The sequence below is a fragment of the Thalassospira sp. GO-4 genome (assembly GCF_023588965.1).
GTDB classification, from domain to species: Bacteria; Pseudomonadota; Alphaproteobacteria; order Rhodospirillales; family Thalassospiraceae; genus Thalassospira; species Thalassospira povalilytica.
On sequence record NZ_CP097807.1, the window covers coordinates 3,848,480 to 3,867,753 of the forward strand.

The 19,274-nt window shown below is 54.4% G+C and carries 21 protein-coding genes and 1 tRNA gene; 13 read left to right on the plus strand and 9 right to left on the minus strand.

The features are described from left to right. Positions 1-28 precede the first annotated feature (28 nt). Positions 29-1,180, plus strand: coding sequence for a LegC family aminotransferase (locus M9H61_RS17605; RefSeq protein WP_250282003.1), 1,152 nt, complete (start codon positions 29-31; stop codon positions 1,178-1,180). Here M9H61_RS17605 and M9H61_RS17610 read toward each other — a convergent pair. The 4 genes from M9H61_RS17610 to M9H61_RS17625 form a co-directional block, all read right to left on the minus strand. Beyond that, positions 1,158-2,264, minus strand: coding sequence for a glycosyltransferase (locus tag M9H61_RS17610; protein ID WP_250282006.1), 1,107 nt, complete (start codon positions 2,262-2,264; stop codon positions 1,158-1,160). The genes M9H61_RS17605 and M9H61_RS17610 overlap by 23 nt on opposite strands. Continuing rightward, on the minus strand, positions 2,261-3,391 hold the full coding sequence (locus tag M9H61_RS17615; RefSeq protein WP_250282007.1) for a glycosyltransferase family 4 protein: 1,131 nt from the start codon (positions 3,389-3,391) through the stop codon (positions 2,261-2,263). Before M9H61_RS17615 ends, M9H61_RS17610 begins: the two co-directional genes overlap by 4 nt. Before the next feature lie 7 nt (positions 3,392-3,398). Further along, positions 3,399-4,106, minus strand: coding sequence for a cytidylyltransferase domain-containing protein (locus M9H61_RS17620; protein WP_250282010.1), 708 nt, complete (start codon positions 4,104-4,106; stop codon positions 3,399-3,401). 248 nt (positions 4,107-4,354) lie between these two features. Continuing rightward, positions 4,355-4,444, minus strand: a tRNA-Ser gene (locus M9H61_RS17625). A gap of 438 nt (positions 4,445-4,882) precedes the next feature. Here M9H61_RS17625 and rplU point away from each other — a divergent pair. From rplU to proB, 4 genes are all read left to right on the plus strand, one after another. Then, on the plus strand, positions 4,883-5,194 hold the full coding sequence (gene rplU, locus M9H61_RS17630) for a 50S ribosomal protein L21 (RefSeq protein ID WP_008889408.1): 312 nt from the start codon (positions 4,883-4,885) through the stop codon (positions 5,192-5,194). 36 nt (positions 5,195-5,230) lie between these two features. Further along, the gene (gene rpmA / locus M9H61_RS17635) at positions 5,231-5,491 is read left to right on the plus strand and encodes a 50S ribosomal protein L27 (RefSeq protein ID WP_101245546.1); all 261 of its coding nucleotides are present in this window, start codon (positions 5,231-5,233) and stop codon (positions 5,489-5,491) included. Between the two features lie 164 nt (positions 5,492-5,655). Beyond that, the gene (gene obgE / locus M9H61_RS17640) at positions 5,656-6,693 is read left to right on the plus strand and encodes a GTPase ObgE (protein WP_114112990.1); all 1,038 of its coding nucleotides are present in this window, start codon (positions 5,656-5,658) and stop codon (positions 6,691-6,693) included. Next, the gene (gene proB, locus M9H61_RS17645; RefSeq protein WP_101245547.1) at positions 6,690-7,820 is read left to right on the plus strand and encodes a glutamate 5-kinase; all 1,131 of its coding nucleotides are present in this window, start codon (positions 6,690-6,692) and stop codon (positions 7,818-7,820) included. Before obgE ends, proB begins: the two co-directional genes overlap by 4 nt. A gap of 9 nt (positions 7,821-7,829) precedes the next feature. On the opposite strand, the gene M9H61_RS17650 is transcribed toward proB, so the two are convergent. The 3 genes from M9H61_RS17650 to M9H61_RS17660 form a co-directional block, all read right to left on the minus strand. Further along, entirely contained in the window at positions 7,830-8,456 is a 627-nt protein-coding gene (locus M9H61_RS17650) for a hypothetical protein (RefSeq protein ID WP_250282012.1), read from the minus strand. 129 nt (positions 8,457-8,585) lie between these two features. Then, entirely contained in the window at positions 8,586-8,981 is a 396-nt protein-coding gene (locus tag M9H61_RS17655) for a helix-turn-helix domain-containing protein (RefSeq protein WP_101245549.1), read from the minus strand. A 168-nt stretch (positions 8,982-9,149) separates the two neighbouring features. Next, positions 9,150-9,506 carry a hypothetical protein gene (locus M9H61_RS17660; RefSeq protein ID WP_101245550.1) on the minus strand — a complete coding sequence of 119 codons (357 nt, stop codon included), beginning with the start codon at positions 9,504-9,506 and terminating at the stop codon, positions 9,150-9,152. A 516-nt stretch (positions 9,507-10,022) separates the two neighbouring features. Here M9H61_RS17660 and M9H61_RS17665 point away from each other — a divergent pair. Next, positions 10,023-10,196, plus strand: coding sequence for a hypothetical protein (locus M9H61_RS17665; RefSeq protein ID WP_250282014.1), 174 nt, complete (start codon positions 10,023-10,025; stop codon positions 10,194-10,196). A gap of 74 nt (positions 10,197-10,270) precedes the next feature. On the opposite strand, the gene phaR is transcribed toward M9H61_RS17665, so the two are convergent. After that, positions 10,271-10,891 (minus strand): polyhydroxyalkanoate synthesis repressor PhaR, encoded by a 621-nt coding sequence (phaR, locus tag M9H61_RS17670; RefSeq protein WP_101245552.1) that lies wholly within the window; start codon positions 10,889-10,891, stop codon positions 10,271-10,273. Positions 10,892-11,208: 317 nt separating this feature from the next. On the opposite strand from phaR, the gene M9H61_RS17675 reads away from it, so the two are divergent. Next, complete coding sequence (locus tag M9H61_RS17675; protein WP_250282016.1) at positions 11,209-12,123, plus strand: hypothetical protein; 915 nt, start codon at positions 11,209-11,211, stop codon at positions 12,121-12,123. Beyond that, positions 12,014-13,216 carry an alpha/beta fold hydrolase gene (locus M9H61_RS17680; RefSeq protein ID WP_250282017.1) on the plus strand — a complete coding sequence of 401 codons (1,203 nt, stop codon included), beginning with the start codon at positions 12,014-12,016 and terminating at the stop codon, positions 13,214-13,216. Before M9H61_RS17675 ends, M9H61_RS17680 begins: the two co-directional genes overlap by 110 nt. A 16-nt stretch (positions 13,217-13,232) precedes the next feature. On the opposite strand, the gene M9H61_RS17685 is transcribed toward M9H61_RS17680, so the two are convergent. Beyond that, positions 13,233-14,228: a hypothetical protein gene (locus tag M9H61_RS17685; protein WP_250282019.1), complete on the minus strand. Its 996-nt coding sequence runs from the start codon at positions 14,226-14,228 to the stop codon at positions 13,233-13,235. Between the two features lie 322 nt (positions 14,229-14,550). Here M9H61_RS17685 and M9H61_RS17690 point away from each other — a divergent pair, with 322 nt between their 5' ends. The 5 genes from M9H61_RS17690 (at position 14,551) to M9H61_RS17710 (ending at position 19,061) form a co-directional block, all read left to right on the plus strand. Next, complete coding sequence (locus tag M9H61_RS17690; protein ID WP_114112945.1) at positions 14,551-15,012, plus strand: Lrp/AsnC family transcriptional regulator; 462 nt, start codon at positions 14,551-14,553, stop codon at positions 15,010-15,012. 47 nt (positions 15,013-15,059) lie between these two features. After that, positions 15,060-15,461, plus strand: coding sequence for a hypothetical protein (locus M9H61_RS17695; protein ID WP_114112946.1), 402 nt, complete (start codon positions 15,060-15,062; stop codon positions 15,459-15,461). A gap of 109 nt (positions 15,462-15,570) precedes the next feature. Continuing rightward, on the plus strand, positions 15,571-17,094 hold the full coding sequence (locus M9H61_RS17700; protein WP_114112947.1) for a multicopper oxidase family protein: 1,524 nt from the start codon (positions 15,571-15,573) through the stop codon (positions 17,092-17,094). 21 nt (positions 17,095-17,115) lie between these two features. Then, on the plus strand, positions 17,116-17,583 hold the full coding sequence (locus M9H61_RS17705; RefSeq protein ID WP_114112948.1) for a DUF411 domain-containing protein: 468 nt from the start codon (positions 17,116-17,118) through the stop codon (positions 17,581-17,583). A gap of 305 nt (positions 17,584-17,888) precedes the next feature. Next, positions 17,889-19,061, plus strand: coding sequence for an acetyl-CoA C-acetyltransferase (locus M9H61_RS17710; RefSeq protein ID WP_250282023.1), 1,173 nt, complete (start codon positions 17,889-17,891; stop codon positions 19,059-19,061). The last annotated feature ends 213 nt before the right edge of the window (positions 19,062-19,274 follow it).

The following is a 19,274-nucleotide window of genomic DNA, read 5'->3' on the forward strand; positions in this document are numbered from 1 at the left end:
GTTTAATTGACCAGAGAGGCGCATGTAAATGATTCCACTTTCAACCCCGTTTTTTGATGGCAATGAATGGCAATATGTTAAAGATTGCTTGGATACGGGGTGGGTGTCGTCTGCGGGGCAGTATGTCAACCGGTTTGAACAGCTTCTGTCCGGCGCTGTCGGCGCGCGCAGCGGTGTTGCTGTTGTAAATGGAACATCTGCTCTTCATTTGGCTTTGCTGGCGGCAAATGTTCAGCCAGACGACGAAGTGTTGGTATCAGATCTAACGTTTGTCGCGCCGATAAACGCAATTCGCTACACTGGGGCGCGTCCAGTCCTAATTGACGCTGAGCCTGAGACGATGCAGATGAACGTAAAGTTGGTTCGCGAGTATCTGGAGAACAAATGTTCGTTCCGTCAGGGGGTTACCCGTAATAAGAAATCCGGGCGAAAGGTTGCGGCAGTGGTGCCTGTTCATATTTTGGGGCATCCCGTTGATATGTCTTCTCTCATGGACATTGCTGAAGAGTACGGGCTGTCGGTGATTGAGGATGCGACAGAAAGTCTAGGTGCATCTTATAAAGGAACCTCTGTTGGTAATATCGGAGTGGCAAGCTGCTTCAGTTTCAATGGGAATAAGTTGCTGACAACTGGTGGCGGCGGGATGGTGGTTAGTAACAATCTTGATATTGTTTCCCTGGCTCGTCATTTGAGTACACAAGCCAAGAGTGATGAAGTTGAATATGACCATGACATGATCGGTTATAACTATCGCATGACGAATATTCAGGCAGCGATCGGTTGTGCGCAAATGGAAAAGCTGTCAGAGTTTGTTGCCAAAAAGCGTAATATTGCAGCAGTATACAGTCGGGAATTGGTGGATATTCCCGGGGTGCAGATCATGATAGAGGCGCCCGACGTAACCTGTGCTTACTGGCTGTATACAATTCGTGTTGACGATAGAATTTTCGGAATGAACTCGCGAGAGTTGATGCGGTGTCTGTCTGATCAAGGTATTCAAAGTCGGCCGCTGTGGAAGCCAATGCACGAATTGGCAATTAATGGAAGTTTTACCTACGTCGGGGGCGGCTGTTCGAGCGCGTTGCAAAGGGATGCATTGAGTATCCCGTGTTCAGTGCATTTGTCGAATGTACAGCAGGGGAAGGTCATTGACGTTATTAAGATGGCATCTCGCCGGTAAGCGCCGATTTCCATATTTCGAATGCGTTAGTTTTGTCGAAACTTACTGATGTTTGGAGTGCTTTCTCACGGTGTTGGCGAAGTCGTAGAGGGGATCGATAATAATCCAGCAGGTGTTCAGCTAGGGAATTTGCGTCACCTTGCTGGAAAACAGATCCGCTTTCCTCGTTTTTGACGTATTGAAGTGATCCTTCCTGGCTGTTTGATATGACTGGTGCTAAACCGAAAGCCATAGCTTCGAGCAGGGCGTTTGAAGATCCTTCATAGTCTGATGCCAGCACGAAAACGTGATTTTTCTTGTAAAATTCTTCTGTATCGGACCGGAAGCCGTGCCAGGTAATGTGTTCTTCAAGGCCTAGGGTGATGCTTTGTTCTTTTAGCTCAGGTGCAAGAGGGCCGTCACCAAGGACCGTTAAGTGAAAATTCGTAGTCGTCTTTCTGACTATGTAGAGTGCAGTAAGAAGCACGTCGTAACGTTTCTGTCTATGGAGCCTTCCTACAGAAAGTATCTTAAGACATGAAATTTTTGTGGTTTGGGATACTGTATCTGCTGAACTTGTAGCCACAATATTAGGTACATAAAGTAGCTTTTCTTTTTTGTGTTGTTTGGCGAGGAACTTCAGGGCAACTTCACTATTTGCCGTGATTAAATCCGCGAACGGGTAGGACAAAGTTCGCGCTATTTGCCAAAATCTTCCGATCTTTTGTCTGGTGGGGTCGTTTCGTTCGGAAATGACAAGGCGCCATTTCATTCCAATTGATGCGAGGCAGCCAATTGTATTGGTTGTGCTGACCATCGTAAGGACAGTGTCCGGGTTTAAAGACTTTAACATTCTGCGAAGCAAAAAAATGCGACGCAAGTTTGCTCTCACGCCACGTGCGTCGGGTGAGGGGCATTTTTCGAGAAAGTGGATCTTAACTTCGGAAGGGGGGGCGAAGCAGATTTCCGATTGTTTTGAAAACAGTATGAAACTTGCGATGAATCCTTCTTCGTGCCATTGCCTAGCAAGATTTATTGCTGCCTTTTGAGCGCCACCTCCACCTAGGCTTTCAATCACGATTACCAAGTGCTTGTTGTGCTTCATCGTGTCGTCACTCTAAGTGTTTCCTCTATCACAGACGCGCAATGCCTCTCATTTGAATAGTCTTTAATTTTGGGAAACTTGGCTTTCCCTTCGATGTGTTTGTAAATTTTTCTTAAGCAGTCGTCTATGTCATCTGGTTTGAAAAGGGAGTCTTCAGCATCGCTTTGAAGTATTTCCAAGTGCCCGCCAGAAGCAGAGGCTAAGACGGGAACATTGTATGTTATAGCCTCAATTAATGACCTACCAAACCCCTCATCTACTGCGGGCGCAAGTAGTAAATCGCATCCTGGAAGATAATCGTAGCTTTCCACATGTCCAGCAACTATGCAAATGTCATCAATTTTTTTTTTCAAAATTTTTTTATTAATTTTTTCAATTGTATTATCGCCATATTTTCCCATAAAAAAGAAAGTTGTTTCGATATTTCTTTCCTTTAGTGTTTGAGCTATTCTCATAGCAAAATCTTGTCTTTTTTGGTGTTGATGAGTTCCAATTATCGTAATTAAAAATGATTCATTACGTACTCCAAATCGATCTTCTAGTATTTTACGAGAAGTGCCTCTATCTCTTGGTGGGACTTCTACGGGGTTGTCAATAATAACGCATTTACTATGCAAAGTAGCAGGTAGGCTATCTAATACAAACTTTGTTATTGCAATAATCATTCTGGAGCTTTTGTATGTTAACTCTGTGATGTTTGATTTCGCAAACTTGGTTCTTTGATGAATGATTAGTGGTGTTCTGGAGAGTTTGCAGGGCAGCGCCCAAGTTAAAGCCATTCGACCATCGTGCACGTGAACAGCATGGTAGCGTTCCTTCTTCAGAAGTCTGAATAGCTTTAAGGTTGTGATAGACCACTCAAAGGGCAGGGTCAGTTTTTTTCGTTTGCTCAGGTCGACGATAGTGATCCACTTAAGGTTAAGGGATTTGTAAGGAAGGTTGAGTTGATTGAGCTTTTCTTCCAGCTTTCCTGGTTGGTGTATTGCGATCTCGTAATTAACTGTCCGCTGCTGGTTCGCTTCCTGGATTAATGCAATCGCTGATAGGTAACTCCCACCAATTGAGTCTCCGCTAAATGGTGTTAGTACCCGAATGGGGTGATTGCTGGAAAATAAAGTTTGCTGCATGAGATGTCTAATTGGATTGTTTGTGATGACGCCGCTGTAGACGGCGTTCCGCTTCTCTAAGTTCGTCTAGGACATCTATGTCCACAAATGATTCCCAGTCCAACACGCAAGGAGCAACTTTTCTGCCGTAAAGTTTTCCGGCATTGATCGTTTCCCTATCTGATATAAGAATTGAAGGGCCGTCTCTTAAGTACAGATCTCCAACGATGTCCTCATGTTGAAGTGGGGTCAGCGAATCTGTGTTCGGGTTGATGGTCATCATCTTTGATGCAGAAAAGTTCTTGGGGGCCTTCACGACGCTAACCACTGTGTTGGCATTGCTTGTCTGCATTGCGATCCTCGCTCTGCGGATGTCGTCTCCCGTTCGCAAGGGTGATGTTGGTTGCAGGAGGATTACTGCATCAAAACGGGGTTGCTTATTTGCATCGCAGTGCTCGTCGGCCCAATCTAGTGCGTGTTTTACGACACTTAGCGATGTTGCTTCATCATTTGAGAGTTCTTCCGGGCGAATGAAGGGGCTGGCAATGCCGAACGAATTTGCTGTTTCCATGATCTCTAAGCTGTCTGTCGAGACAATGCACAAGTCGATGGATGCGGATTCTTTTGCAGCCTCGCACGTCCAGCCTATTAAGGGTTTCCTGTTGCACAGCATCAGGTTCTTGTTTGGGAGGCGCTTGGACCCGCTGCGAGCTGGGATAATGCCAAGAAACTTCATTTTCCGTTCGCCTGCTGAAGGTGAGGGCGGGGCGCTGGTTGGTGGTAAATGCCTTTTCCGCCAATCATGTTTTTGATGTTATACGACTACTTCAATGAAGTTTAAAGGGGGGGGCAAAACACGCAACAAAATTGGAAGCGAAAAGTTCTGTGCTGTATGAGCAGTGCGTGCGGCAAGTTGGGTGAACTCTGTTTTCACGGAGTAAGCATAATTTCGTTGCTTTAATTTTGAGTTGCACTTCGTGAAAATGGCGGAGAGGGTGGGATTCGAACCCACGGTACTATTGCTAGTACAACGGTTTTCGAGACCGCCCCGTTCGACCACTCCGGCACCTCTCCGCATGTGTGGTCTTGGCGTTCGACGCGGTGTTTAACGGTCCTTGCGCCATATTGCAAGAGGGAAATCGCAATTCCGGTGACTCTTTTTTGCGCGGCGGGTGCTTTGCTCTTTGGTAATCCTTCGCGGCTTTGCTGCCGGTTTCCGGTTTTGGTTGATTTGATGCGGGGGCGCTTGTCGTCTGGCGTTGTGATTGCATCGGTGTGATCCGTGCCGGGGGATGGGGTGACCCGCGATCGTGCCCTGCATCAAAAGCAGGGCAGACCCCCGCGCCATCATGCGGGAATGTGCGGGTTTGCGATGCTTTGGCGATGACTCAATTGTTGACTCATCGGGTCAAAAGGGGTAATTCACCCGTTCCTCGCAGCGGTTCGGTATCTGTTAGCAGCGGCACCGAGCTGCGCGTTTGTGTTTCCAGAATGTTTTTCAGGAACTTTTAGATGTACGCAATCATCAAAACTGGCGGCAAACAGTATAAAGTTGCTGCCAACGACGTTATCAAAGTCGAAAAGATCGCTGCCCAGGCCGGTGATACCGTGAAACTTGAAGAAGTTCTCATGGTTGCTGGCGACGGTGCGCCGAAAGTTGGTGCTCCGTTGGTCAAAGGTGCTTCTGTTACCGCAGAAGTTCTCGAGCAGGCCAAGGGCGACAAGGTGATCGTTTTCAAGAAAAAGCGCCGGCACAACTACCGTCGCAAAAATGGTCATCGCCAGAACCTGACTGTTCTGCGCATCAAGGACATCAAAGCCTGATTTCATCAGGTCAAGATGCAGTTTTAGGAGAGTTTCATGGCTCATAAGAAAGCTGGTGGTAGTTCGCGTAACGGTCGTGACTCCGAAGGTCGCCGTCTCGGCGTGAAAAAATTCGGTGGTCAGGCAGTTGTCGCAGGCAACATCCTCGTTCGTCAGCGTGGCACGAAGTTCCATGCCGGTGACAATGTTGGCCTCGCCAAAGACCACACCCTGTTTGCGACTGTGGACGGTTCCGTCCAGTTCAAGTCGGGCTTCAAGGGTCGTACCTACGTAACCGTCGTTCCGGCAGAGGCGTAAGCCTCCCGTCGGGTGCGATTTACGTACCGAATTTAGCAAGGGAGGAATGAGCAATCATTCCTCCCTTGTTGTATGTGATATAGAATTCCCGATCCCGTCGAGGCGCAGCCCCGTTGCGCGCCGGGACCGACAATATAAAATGGGCACCGCCCGAAGGACCGGTTATGAAGTTTCTCGATGAAGCCAAGATTTATGTGCGCAGTGGCCGCGGCGGTGCCGGTTCGGTCAGCTTCCGCCGTGAAAAATATATCGAGTATGGCGGGCCCGACGGCGGCGATGGTGGCCGCGGCGGCGACGTCATTCTCGAGGCGGTCGAAAACCTCAATACTCTGATCGATTTCCGTTATCAGCAGCACTTCAAGGCCGAAGTCGGCATGCATGGCATGGGCCGGCAGCGTACCGGCCGTTCGGGCAAATCGATCACGATCAAGGTCCCGGTCGGGACACAGGTCCTGGCCGAAGATCGCGAAACCCTGATTGTCGATATGATCGAACCGGGACAGACCTATATGCTGTGCCGGGGGGGCGATGGCGGGCGTGGCAACACCCATTTCAAATCTTCCACCAACCAGGCCCCGCGCCGCGCCGAAGAAGGCTGGCCGGCCGAGGAAATGTGGGTCTGGCTGCGTCTGAAGCTGATCGCCGATGCCGGTCTGGTCGGGCTGCCCAATGCCGGCAAGTCGACCTTCCTTGCTGCATCGTCGCATGCGCGTCCGAAAATCGCCGATTATCCCTTCACCACCCTGCATCCGCAGCTTGGCGTCGTGAATGTCGATGACCGCGAATTTGTCCTGGCCGATATCCCCGGCCTGATCGAAGGCGCATCCGAGGGCAAGGGCATCGGAACCCGCTTCCTGGGCCATATCGAACGGTGCGAAGTTCTGGTTCATCTGATCGACTGTGCCGAGGAAGACCCGGTCGCGACCTATAAAACCGTGCGTGAAGAGCTTGAAAACTACGCCGATGTTCTGGTCGACAAGCCCGAAATCGTCGCGCTGTCCAAAGCCGATCAACTGCTGCCCGAAATGGTCGAGGAACAGCGCCAGATCCTTGAAAAGGGCATCGGCAAGAAAGTCTATGTGGTGTCCGGCGTGACCCAGCAGGGCATCAAGGATATCCACCGGCAAATTCGCGACCATATTGATGGCGAACGGGAACGCCGCGCCATGGAAGGTCGCGAGGATAAGGGATTCCAGCCGTGAGCCTTCAGCACGCTGTTCTGAGTGATGCAAAACGTCTGATCATCAAGGTCGGCTCGGCCCTTCTGGTCGATGAAAATACCGGCAAACTGCGCCGTGCCTGGCTCGAAGCACTGGCTGATGATATCGCCCATCTGCGCGAACGCGGGGTCGAGGTGATTGTGGTTTCCAGTGGTGCGATCGCCCTTGGGCGTCGGTTGCTGGGGCTGGATCACCGCACCATCAGCCTGGCCGACAAACAGGCCGCCGCCGCCACCGGCCAGATCAGCCTGTCACAGGTCTGGCAGGAAGCCTTGGGCCGCAACGGCCTGACCATGGCACAGGTTCTGGTCACGCTTGAGGATATGGAAGGCCGCCGTCGTTATCTTAATGCGCGCGGCACGCTCAATGCGCTTCTGGCCCGCGGGGCTGTGCCGCTGATCAACGAGAATGATACGGTCGCGACCGAGGAAATCCGCTTTGGCGACAATGATCGTCTTGGTGCCAAGGTCGCGCACATGATCTCGGCCGATACGCTGGTGCTGCTGTCTGATATTGACGGGCTTTATACCGCCGATCCGCGCAAGAACCCGGATGCGACCCTGATCCCCGAAGTCCGCGAACTGACCCCGGAAATCTTTGATATGGCCGGTGTCGCACCGACCATGTACAGCTCCGGCGGGATGGTCACAAAACTTCAGGCCGCCGAAATCGCCATGAAGGCCGGTTGCCGTATGATCATTGCGCGCGGCACCATCTATCATCCATTAAAAGCCCAGCTCGATGGTGCGCCCAATACCGTCTTCCTGCCCAGCGAAAGCCCCCTTGCTGCCCGTCGGCACTGGATTGCGACCTCGCTCAAGGCGACCGGGGCGATCATTGTCGATGCCGGTGCGGCAAAGGCAATCGCGGCGGGCAAAAACCTTCTGGCGGCCGGCATTACCGGTGTTGATGGCCGGTTCAAGCATGGGGATGCGGTGCGCATTCTTGATGCCGATGGTCATCAGATCGCGCGCGGTATTACGTCTTATGGCGCTGAAGAAACCCGTCTTCTGATGGGCCATGCATCGGGCGATATCGAAGCAACCCTTGGCTTCACCCGCGGCAATGCCGTGATCCATTCCGATGATCTGGTGATTGCCGACCAATAGGGCGCGTCTTCACCGCGCTTCGGGGTGATAGAATGATTGTGGCTTCTGCGCGCTTATGCAGAAGTCACCACTACCGGCAATCACCTTGCCGGTTTCAAGTTCTATGCCCGTCGCCTTGCCAAAGCCCTTAAGCACCGCACCGCGTTCATCGGCAATCGGGTGTTTAAATGATCCACCCGCGGCAAGTTCGACCGACTGCACGCTGATCTGGCCCAGGATCTGGCTGCCATCCCCCAACACGCATTGACCATCCATGTCGATGGTGCCGCGATACCGGCCAAACGACCCGATGCGGATCATCGCATTCGGGCGCGCTGTCGTGATGGTTACGCTGCCCGGGCCAAAGATGTTTTCATCCCCGATCCTGATCGGCCCGGTTTGCGCCATGACGGTGGTGCCGCTGGCAAACATGTTGCCATTGCCGATCATTAATTGGGCATCCTGGTCCGCTTCAAGACGGATATTGGGATGCAGGATATTGTGTGTCCCGATCGTGATGTGCCGGGAAACAAGGGTCGAGAACGGATCAAATACAATATTGCCCGACCGGCCAAGGGCGATCATCTCGGCAATGCCGAGATATCCGGCCTCGTGCCGGTATCGGTCGATTTGATCAATCATCTGATCGGGCGTCATGTCGGGTCTGCCTTGTGCCGGTTTTGCCAAGACTACAATGACATGGCCGTCCGGCAAGACATAAAAAAAGGCTGCCCACCTTAACTGGGGCAGCCTTTTTTCAAAGCGGCGCTGAAGTTCGAAATGAACTTAGGCAGCCTGATCAGCAAGGGCACGAGCCATCTGGCTCAGAGCTTCCTGATGTTTTTCGTGCTTGATGCTCGCAAAGTTGCGGGCCAGCTCAAGGCACATGCGCTGACGTGCGTTAAGCTCGGTTTCCTGATTGCCGTCGAGCCCTTCATAGAAGTAGCTGACCGGAACGCCCAAGACCTGAGAGATTTCATACAGGCGACCGGCAGAGATACGGTTGATGCCGCGCTCATACTTGTGGGCCTGCTGGTAGGTGACGCCGATCAGATCAGCCATCTGCTGCTGGGAAAGGCCCAGCATGATGCGGCGTTCGCGAATACGCTGACCAACATAACGGTCAGTGTCAGTAGCGCGGTTTGCGCGCTTCGGTTCTTCGTTTGCAGCAATCTCAGTCATATTATAATCCGTTATCAACCGCCAGTTATAGATCCCCACTTTGGATGCTGTTGGGCTTGTTTGTTTTGTGCCCAATGAACACCGGATCGCAGCACTGTAGATGCACTGCGATTTGATGATCTGTATCTGAACTTTGGTCAGATAATCGTTACAGCAATCCGCCAGAAGCTAGCTATATAGGTCAATTGAGCTGTCTTTGTCTAGTCCAGAAGGCGAAAAAAAGACGTGGGTTTCTACGCCGTAAGGTTTGGAGTGCCGTGCATAGCTGGCATGCATTTCCTGAATGACCGGCGGTTGCAAAAGGTTTTCCTGTGGTAAGAGCTGCCCCAAAAGCTGCGTCCAGAATGCTGCACTGCCCCCAAGATCATGGGGTTGCAACCACGCGCCACCATCCTGCGTGATTTCCCTGACGGGTGAAATTCGCGCAAGTTGATCTATTCCGATCCCGGCAGGACCATCCGTTCCGGTGCTCGCAGACGGATTCCTGCGGGCCGGTTGCATGGGTATCGGTGTGATCGCGGTCATGTGTTTTTCGGTCTACGGGGTTAAAACTGCCTGTCTGCTTCGGGACTCCGTGTGTTTCAGGGCGTGATCGGGCATTTGCCCGGCAAAAATTGCCGCCTTTCGGCGGTGCCGGACGGGTTCAAAGAGTTAACAAAAAGTTTATGCAAGAATTCTGCCGACAGATGCGGTCCCCCGTTGCCGCAACAAAGCAGCGCGCGGCAAAAGACAAAATCCGCCAGCTACCAGCCACCAGGTATCAAGGGCCAAGCAACGGGCAAGGTCTTTGGTCGTGGTCTTTGGCTTAGGCATGGACATGGACATGCGGAAGACCGTCGCGCCAGCACAAAGCCAACCGGCATCCGTCGACACAGACGGCACCCGTCTGCTTCTCAAGGGCGGCCAGCATGACGGCTTAGGTTGCCGGATGCCCCGGCTACCCAAGGCTACCCAAGGCTACCCAACGCTACCCAACGCTACCCAAGGCTGCCCGGTGGGCGAGAAGGGCCGTGGGGGATAAGCGTTTGAATATGAGTTGGGATGGACTTGGGGACAGTCGTCGGGGATCGCTGGGATGGTCATCGGCGAGCCAAGGGAAGTGCGCCGTGCTGCCTGACACGTCTGATCCCGCATCGCGGCGCCAAATTCCCTGATGTCACGCGCATCTTGCCGACCGGCATTTCATCGCGCCTTGTCGATCACGGCGACTGGTGATTGTCGGCATGAAAAAAGCGGGATCGCCCGATGCGACCCCGCCTTTGAATTCTATCGTCTGTGACGTTTGATGCTTATTTGTCGGACTTGCCACCGGCCAGACTGTTAAGCTGTGCCTGCATTGCTTCAAGCTGGCTTTTAAGCTCGTTAAGGGACGCATCGGACGGCGCGCTTGCAGGCGCGGTCGGCTTGGTCGGGGTGGCACCGGGCTGTCCGCCATTTTCATTTTCCTGAAGGAATGGCGAGAACATTTTCATCGTCTGTTCAAACAGCGCGATATTCTGTTTGTTCATTTCCTCGAACTGGCCGAACGGGAACATGCCCTGCATCGTGCCCTGCATATATTCGCGCATTTGTTCCTGATTATGGCCAAAGGCGCGCATCGCCTGTTCAAGGTAGCTTGGCACAAGCCCCTGAAGGCTGTCGCCATAGAACCCGATCAACTGGCGCAGGAAGCTGATCGGCAAAAGGTTCTGCCCCTTGTTCTCTTCCTCGACGATGATCTGGGTCAGCACCGGACGGGTGATGTCTTCGCCCGACTTGGCGTCATAGACCACAAAGTCGGTATTTTCTTTGACCATCTGTGAAAGGTGATCAAGCGTCACATAGGAACTGGTGGCCGTGTTATAGAGACGGCGGTTCGCATATTTCTTGATTACGATGCGGTCCTGATCATCTGATTTCTTGGTGGTCATGGCGTCTTTCCTGCTTCCCTGTTTCCCGGACGTCTGGCTGGCGAATGTTTGTAACGGTGGCTTTCTGCCTGATTTGCGTGTGCACAATTTACGATGTTGCGCAGCATTTTCGATTTTGCATTCGCTCAGAAGACAACAAGATTGCCGCGATTTTTCCAATGTGTCCAGTATTCAACGCGAAGTGCGGTGCGAAAAACAACTTGCGATATCGTTTATTGCTGCGCAGCACGGGAATTCGTTTTCCCTGAGCAGCCAACGATCTATAGTATTTGCCAGAACAAAGGCTTTGTATCAGGGACCGCAAAAAGGCCGCACCCATGACGACCGGAAAGGACAACCGGGATCACCCGGAAAGTTCGGATCAACCATCGCCCGCATCTGATCGATCATCGGATGACGAAAAACTCGAACATCTTGCCACCCGTTTCCTGGCCCTGTGGCGTGAACAGGTCGCGGCAACCGCCGACGGGGCCGATGCCGCAAGCGCGATCGGGCGTCTTTATGCATCCCTGGGGGCTGATACCACCCGCATGGGCGAAGGGTTCGAAGCCTGGGGCAAGCTGATCGGTCAAATGGCCATGGGCCAACAGGCCGACCCCAAATCGGCCCATCCGTTTGCCGGGGCCTTGGGGGCGGCGGCGTCCAACCCGCTGATGGCAATGATGGATCAAATGGCAAAGGCCGCCCGCGACTTGCCGTCACAGCCCTTTGGCGGTGCGATGCCGTTCCCGCCCGGAATGGCGGAAATGGCCGGCATGTCGGGTATGACCGGCATGAAGCCCGGTGCGGCAACTGCGCCCGGTTCGGATGACAAAGCTGCGGATCACAAAACAGACACCGCAGACACCGCCGAAAAAGCGGATGCCGGGACCGGCGGGGTTACCGGGACTACAGGGACTACCGGAAACGCATCGCCTGCGGCGGCGGCACCGCCAGCCGCGGCGACACCGGACGATCGGCCGTCACCGGCCAAATCACGCAAAAAAACGACGGCTGCAAAAAATGCTGCAAAGGGGCAGGGGAAGAATGATCAGTCCGATGCGACCAAAACCGCTTCCGCCAAAAAGGCAAAGTCAGAAACGGGCAGGGCCACGGCCGCTTCCGATGCACATGGCAGTCGAGATGACGAGCTGGCTCAGCTCGCGCGCCGCATTGCCGATCTTTCTGAAACAATTGCTGCCCTGGAAGCCGGAACTGAAGGAACAGGCGGAAAACCTCCTTCGCGAGATTGAAGCCTTCCATCCTGACGATATCGCCCAGGCCCTGGATCGTGTCGCCTTTGACCGGCATGCCGGATTCCATGACGGGGTGCGGTCCTATCAACGCCATCCCTATCGCCGCCCGCGCGACGGGGCCGATGGCGATATCCCGGTCATCTGGGAAGACGGATCGACCCGCGTATATGATTATGGTGTCCTGAGCCCCGATGATGATCAGGCGGCGGGCAAATATGTGTTGTTGGTGCCATCGCTGGTCAATCGCGGCTATATCCTTGATCTCAATGAAAAACGCAGCTTTGCCCGCTATCTTGCCAAATGCGGCTATCGCCCGCTTCTGGTTGAATGGGGCTATCCGGGGCTTGATGAAGCCAATTTCGGGCTTGATGATTATATCGCTGCCCGTCTGGTGACCATCCTTCAGGATGTCGCCGATATGAATGGCGGGCCGGTTCCGGTGGTCGGCTATTGCATGGGCGGGGTTCTGGCACTGGCGGCGACACTTCTGGACCCGGCACAGGTTTCAAAGCTTGTTCTGCTCGCCACCCCGTGGGACTTCATGGCGGCCGGCCCGACCCAGTCGCGCATTGCAGCCGCCTTTGCGCCGTCACTGCCCCATATGCTGGCCATTCATGACACCTTGCCGGTCGATGTGCTGCAAAGCCTGTTTGCCAGCCTCGATCCCTTCATGATTGGTGAAAAGTTCCGCCGTTTTGGTCAGATGGCAACCGATTCCGCCCGGGCCCATGATTTCGTCGCCCTTGAAGACTGGCTTAATGACGGGGTGCCGTTAACGCGTCGGGTGTCGGTCGATTGTCTGATCGGCTGGTATGTCGAAAACAAGCCGGCCAAGGGCGAATGGCAGATTGACGGCATTGATATCAATCCGGCGGATTTGTCCTGTCCGGTGCTGGCGGTCATTCCGGAAAATGACCGTATCGTGCCACCCGAAAGTGCGCAGGCGCTGTTTGATGCCTTCCCCGAAGATCTGCGCACCGAACTTCACCCGTCAAGCGGCCATATCGGCATGATGGTCGGATCGCGCGCCGAAAAATCAACGTGGGAACCGGTGGCCAAATGGCTGGCAGGGGACAGGCCCGCGCCATAATCAGCCCGCGCCATAATTAGCCTGGTGTATCGGTCACCAGTTGATCGGGTTTAGGGTCGGGTTTGCGGTCCCAGCGGATGGTCAGGCGCGCCAGAAGCGCGATGATGATCAATGTCAGGATCACCCGACCGACCAGAACCACCCAGATATCGGCACCAAGTGCGAGCATGATTGCCGTATCCTCGATCAATGAATGCGACAGCGACAACCAGCTCAGTGACAGGAACAGCGTGCGCGGCGGGTAATTGTTCTTGCGCGCATCATCAATGATCAGCGCCCCGCCAAATGTCAGACCCAGCAACACACCAATGGTCGTGACCGGCGCGACATCACGCGACAGGCCCGACACCCGCAGGATTGGCGACAGGGCAAGGGTGAATTTGTCGGTAAGCCCCGTGACCTTCATGACATCCAGCACCACCAGAAGCGCGGTGATCACGGCAAAACTGACAATCAGCGACTTGACGGTCTGCACCACCCAGTCCCCCCAACCGGCAAGCCCGGATGTGGTTTCACTGACCGTGCTGCCGGCCATCCATGAAAAATCCACCGGCTCGGACAGCCAGCCGGTCATGTTGCTGACCCAGGTGACCAGTGCGCCATACCCGATGGCCGCCCCGACCCGAAGGGCCGTGGTGGCAATCAGGCTGGCACCGGCCCGTTTGACAATCGCCTGTTCGACCGGAAGACCATGGGCAAACAGCATCATGGCGCAAAGCGCGCTTAATTGTGCGGCCGTCATATCAAGATGGGCCGAAAGCCCGATAAAGGCACCAACTGCCCCATACATGCTGACCAGCGCACAGGTCGCCCAGATCAGACCGGCCTCGGCCGGAAGCCCGATCAGTGACATGACCGGGCTCAAAAGATCGGACGCAACCTTGATGGCGCCGAATTCCTCGGCAATGCGGACAATGATCATCACTGGCAGCATGACCTTCATCAATGTGACAAAAAGTTTCTGGCTGCGATTGATCAGGTCAAAAACATAGCGTTGCATGGCGCGTGTCATGGGGCGGTCTATCCATCCGTCAGGGTGCGCCGGTCTGGTCCGGTCTGGACCTGTTCTGGCCGGTGCGGTGGGGCGTTAAAAGTCGTTCCGGCATCTGTGGGGCAAATGACCGGATTTGTCTATCGGCGTGTTGGTACACGGCATGAGGCCAGCGGACCGTTATTTCCGGGGTAGCCGGGGTCTTCGTTTTCGCTGGTGGGCGAGGGTGGTTTGACGGTGCTGATCATGCCATGCGTAAATCTGCTTCGGGCGGCGAATTTGCGCTTTGTCACGCAATATGGCAGCGTTGTTTTATGAGTTGGCGCTTTGGAGTTGCGTAACGATGGCCGAGCTGGACCAGATTGATCTGAAAATCCTGCGTCAGTTGCAGGAAAATGCCGATATCCCCAATGCCGAACTGGCCGAAAAGATCGGGCTTTCGCCCTCGGCCTGTTTGCGCCGGGTTGCCAAGCTGCGTGAAACCGGGGTGATCCGTAAAACCGTGGCGGTGGTCAATCCTGCCCATATCGGTCGACCGCTCAGTGCGGTGATCAATCTTGAATTTCACCGCCATGGCAATCGTTACCGTCAGGAATTTATTGCCAAGGTCAAAAGCCTCGCCGCGGTTCAGCAATGCTATCTGGTGACCGGCGAAGTCACCGGTGTCCTGATTTTGCATATGCGCGACATGGCAGAATATACCGCATTATGTGAGACGCTTTTCGATGCTGATGACAATATCGTCTGGTATCGCACCTATATCGTCACCGAAACGCTCAAGGATGATGTCACCATCGCCCTTTGATCAAAATCATGGACGTGCGGCGATCAAATGGCTACTGCTTGGGGATTATGAAAAACCTTGTGCGCATCGTCATAACCTTATCCCTGCTGGTTTTCACCAGCAGTGCGGTTTTGCGCGTTGGGGATATGGCGGTGGCAATGACCGGAAATATGACCGGGGTTGCGGCTTCCTTTGATATCGCCTCTGTGGCCCCGGACACTCTTGATCCGCGACATGACATCCAGAATGAAAAAGGGATGCGTGCCGCAAGTGAGTGCACCGACTGTAGCAACATGTCCGGGGCAATTGCATCCTGTCATTTCCTGTGCGCGATTGTTGTGATGCCCGATATGGCAGGAATGGATGCGATTGCGCTGCCTGCAAGCACCCGTCTGGTTTTACCGGCCCGTGATCGCGCGACCGGCCTGTCGCATGTGCCCGACCCGTCACCTCCGAGATATCTTTCCTGATTTTACCTGCATGCCCTGACGGGCAGCAGGCGCAATTTGGTGCCGTTTTCTGCCCCGGAACATGGGGCGGATCGGCAGTCAATAAATCTGTTTTGGGAAAGATTGTCAGATGACTTTCAAATCTTCCTTCTGTGCCACCCGACGGGGTTTCCTGCGGGGTGGGGCGGCAGCCATTGGGGTTGCTGCGACCGCCGGTCTGTCTGTGACAGCCCGTGCAGGCACGTCTGAAAGTGCGGTCGGGGTCAATATGCTGCTGCGTCCCGGTGCCGCGCAGGCAAATCTTGTTTCCGACCCGGCCTACCAGACCGCTGTCTGGGCCTATAACGGCATTGTACCCGGCCCGGAAATCCGTGTCCGTCAGGGGCAGCGCCTTCATGCCCGACTGGAAAATGCCCTTGCGCAAGAAACCACTATTCACTGGCACGGGATCCGGCTCCCCAATGCCATGGATGGTGTGCCCGGCGTTACACAGGCCGCCGTCAAACCCGGCGAAAGCTTTGACTATGTTTTCGATCTGCCTGATGCGGGGACCTATTGGTATCACCCGCACGCAAATACCACCGAACAGCTTGGCCGTGGTCTTTACGGTGCCCTGATCGTCGAGGAGGCCGACCCGCTGCCCGTTGATCGGGAACTGGTCTGGATACTGGATGACTGGCGATTGAACGAAAGCGCTGCAATTGATGACGGTTTTAATGCCATGCATGATGTTGGCCATGCCGGGCGGATCGGCAATGTCGTGACCGTCAATGGCCGGACGCCGGGGGATGTGCCGGTGCAACCAGGTGAACGTATCCGCCTGCGTCTCTTGAATGCAGCAAACGGGCGCATTTTTGCACTCGATTTTGATGAATTGTCCCCGATGGTGATTGCCATGGATGGTCATCCGGTTCGCCCGCATCGCAACGACACGCCGTTGCTGTTGCTGGGGCCGGGCATGCGGTTTGATCTGGTGATCGATATTCCGGTTTCGGGCAAGCCATCCTTTGCGGTGACGGACCGTTTTTATGACGGGATGGAAAACGCGATTGCCCGTTTTGTGCCTTCCGGTGCGCCATTACGCGATCACGTTCCGGACGGGGATCTGGTGCTTAAGCCCAATGCCTTGCCCGAACCCGATCTTGGTCAGGCCCTTAAACATGACCTGATCTATAGCGGTGGCATGATGGGCGATATGATCCTGGGCCAAATGATCAAATCCGGTCACATCACCCCGGAAATGATGAGCGCGATGGGAATGGAGTCTGCTGCTGGGTCCGGCATGGGTGGCATGGGCAATATGATGCGTTCGATGTTCGGGGCGGGCAATATCTGGGCGGTGAACGGGCGCGATCCCGACCGTGATGGCAACGGACCGCTTGTGACGCTCACGCGCGGTCAGACCTGCCATCTTACCCTGATGAATGCAACCGCATGGCTTCATCCGATCCATTTGCATGGTCATGCCTTCCGGCTGCTCAAACGCAATGACGTGCCGGTAAGCCATCAGCCATGGCTTGATACCGTTTTGATCGAACCGGGCGACCGGGTCGAGATTGCCTTTGTCGCCGATAATCCCGGTGACTGGTTGATCCATTGTCACATTCTCGAACACAAGGTCGGTGGCATGTCCGGTGTCATCCGCGTTCTTTGATCATCTCCGAGGAGAGATAAAATGCAGAAATCTGTGAAAAATCATATGGTCCGTGCGCTTGGTGCAGTTGCCCTTGCGCTTGCAACGACGGTGGCCCTGCCATCCTTTTCCGCCCGGGCAGAGGGCATTGAAGCCAGGATCATCAAGAACCCCAATTGTGGCTGTTGCACCATGCATGGTGAGTATCTTCGCGAACATGGCTTTGATGTCACGATCACCAATGATGAAAATGTTTATGCCATGGCGACCATGATCGGCATCCCCGAAGACATGCAGGGCTGTCACCTGACCATGATTGATGGCTATGCCGTAAGCGGTCATGTTCCGGTGGAAACCATTTTGCGGATGCTCGAAGAACGCCCGGCGATTACTGCACTTACCCTGCCGGGTATGCCGATGGGGTCGCCTGGCATGGGCGGTGCCAAAGAGGCCCCGTTTGAAATTTACAGTCTGAAGAACGGCAAGGCCGAAATCTATGAACTAAGATAAAGCTCTGACCGATGCAGGGCCGGGAAAAGCATGGCGAACCCGGCCTTGCCAAATTGTGACAAATACCCGCCACCCCCTTGCGAATTTCAGGTATTAGGCACACACTCTTAATCACAGGTTATGCAAAGGGCATGGGCTATGTCATCTTTGGGTGGCGGTCGGTGATGACTGTCCGAAAGTGGTAGGCATCAACGCTTGGAAAATTGTTGCGGTGCGATAATATCCTCCAAGGACCATGTCTGGGCAGAGCAAAAAGATCGTTGCCCGGTCCGGGGAAACGTAATCAGGAATAATCGGAGGGTTTCATGACCGACGTCGTAATTGTGGGTGCAGCACGGACACCAATCGGCGCATTCAGTGGCACGCTGGCGAATACGCCGGCCCATGATCTGGGTGCAATCGCCATCAAGGCTGCATTGGAACGCGCAGGCGTTGAAGGGGACGCGGTTGACGAAGTCATCCTCGGTCAGGTTCTCACAGGTGGTCAGGGGCAGAACCCCGCCCGTCAGGCCGCCATCGGTGCGGGCATCTCGGATCGCGCAACCGCCTTTTTGATCAACCAGGTCTGTGGTTCGGGTCTGCGCACGGTGGCCCTTGCCGCCCAGCAGATCATGACCGGGGACGCCAATATCGTGGTTGCCGGTGGTCAGGAAAACATGTCACTTTCAACCCATGTCGCACATCTGCGCGCCGGGCACAAAATGGGCGATGTCAAATTCATCGACAGCATGATCAAGGACGGCCTGTGGTGTGCTTTCAACGGCTATCACATGGGCAACACGGCTGAAAACATTGCCGCCAAGTGGGGTATCTCGCGCGAAGAACAGGACGCCTTTGCTGCCGGTTCCCAGAACAAGGCCGAAGCCGCCCAGAAATCCGGCCGCTTCAATGATGAAATCGCTGCGGTAACCATCGCCAACCGCAAGGGCGATATCGTCTTTGATACCGATGAATATCCGCGCCATGGTGCAACTGCCGAAGGCATGGCCAAACTACGCCCGGCCTTTGACAAGGAAGGCACGGTCACGGCCGGCAACGCATCGGGCATCAATGACGGTGCAGCCGCCCTTGTTGTGATGTCGGCAGCCGAAGCCGCCAAACGTGGCCTGACCCCGCTTGCAACGATCAAAAGCTGGGCGACGGCGGGTGTTGATCCGGCCATCATGGGCTCAGGTCCGATCCCGGCCTCGAAAAAGGCCCTTGAAAAAGCTGGCTGGTCGGCCGCCGATCTTGACCTGATCGAAGCCAACGAAGCCTTCGCCGCCCAGGCAATTGCGGTCAATCGCGACATGGGCTGGGATACCGACAAGGTTAACGTTAATGGCGGCGCGATTGCGCTTGGCCATCCGATCGGGGCATCGGGCGCACGTGTCTTCACCACGCTGCTGTATGAAATGCAGAAACGCGACGCGAAAAAAGGTCTCGCGACGCTTTGCATCGGTGGCGGCATGGGAGTTGCGCTGTGCGTCGAGCGCTAACGCAAGTTTCTGACTGAATTTTCTGCTGCGCGGGGCGTCCTCTTGAATGGGGGAGGCCCCGTTTGCATTTCAGAAAGTCATGCTGCAGTGCGACGAAAGACTAAACCGACCGGCTGACATAGATTATGGAGAAGTAATAAAATTACATATATAAGGTAGTTTATGGATTAAAGTTACGTGCGTCGTAGAAGGGCAAACTACGAGACTCGTTAT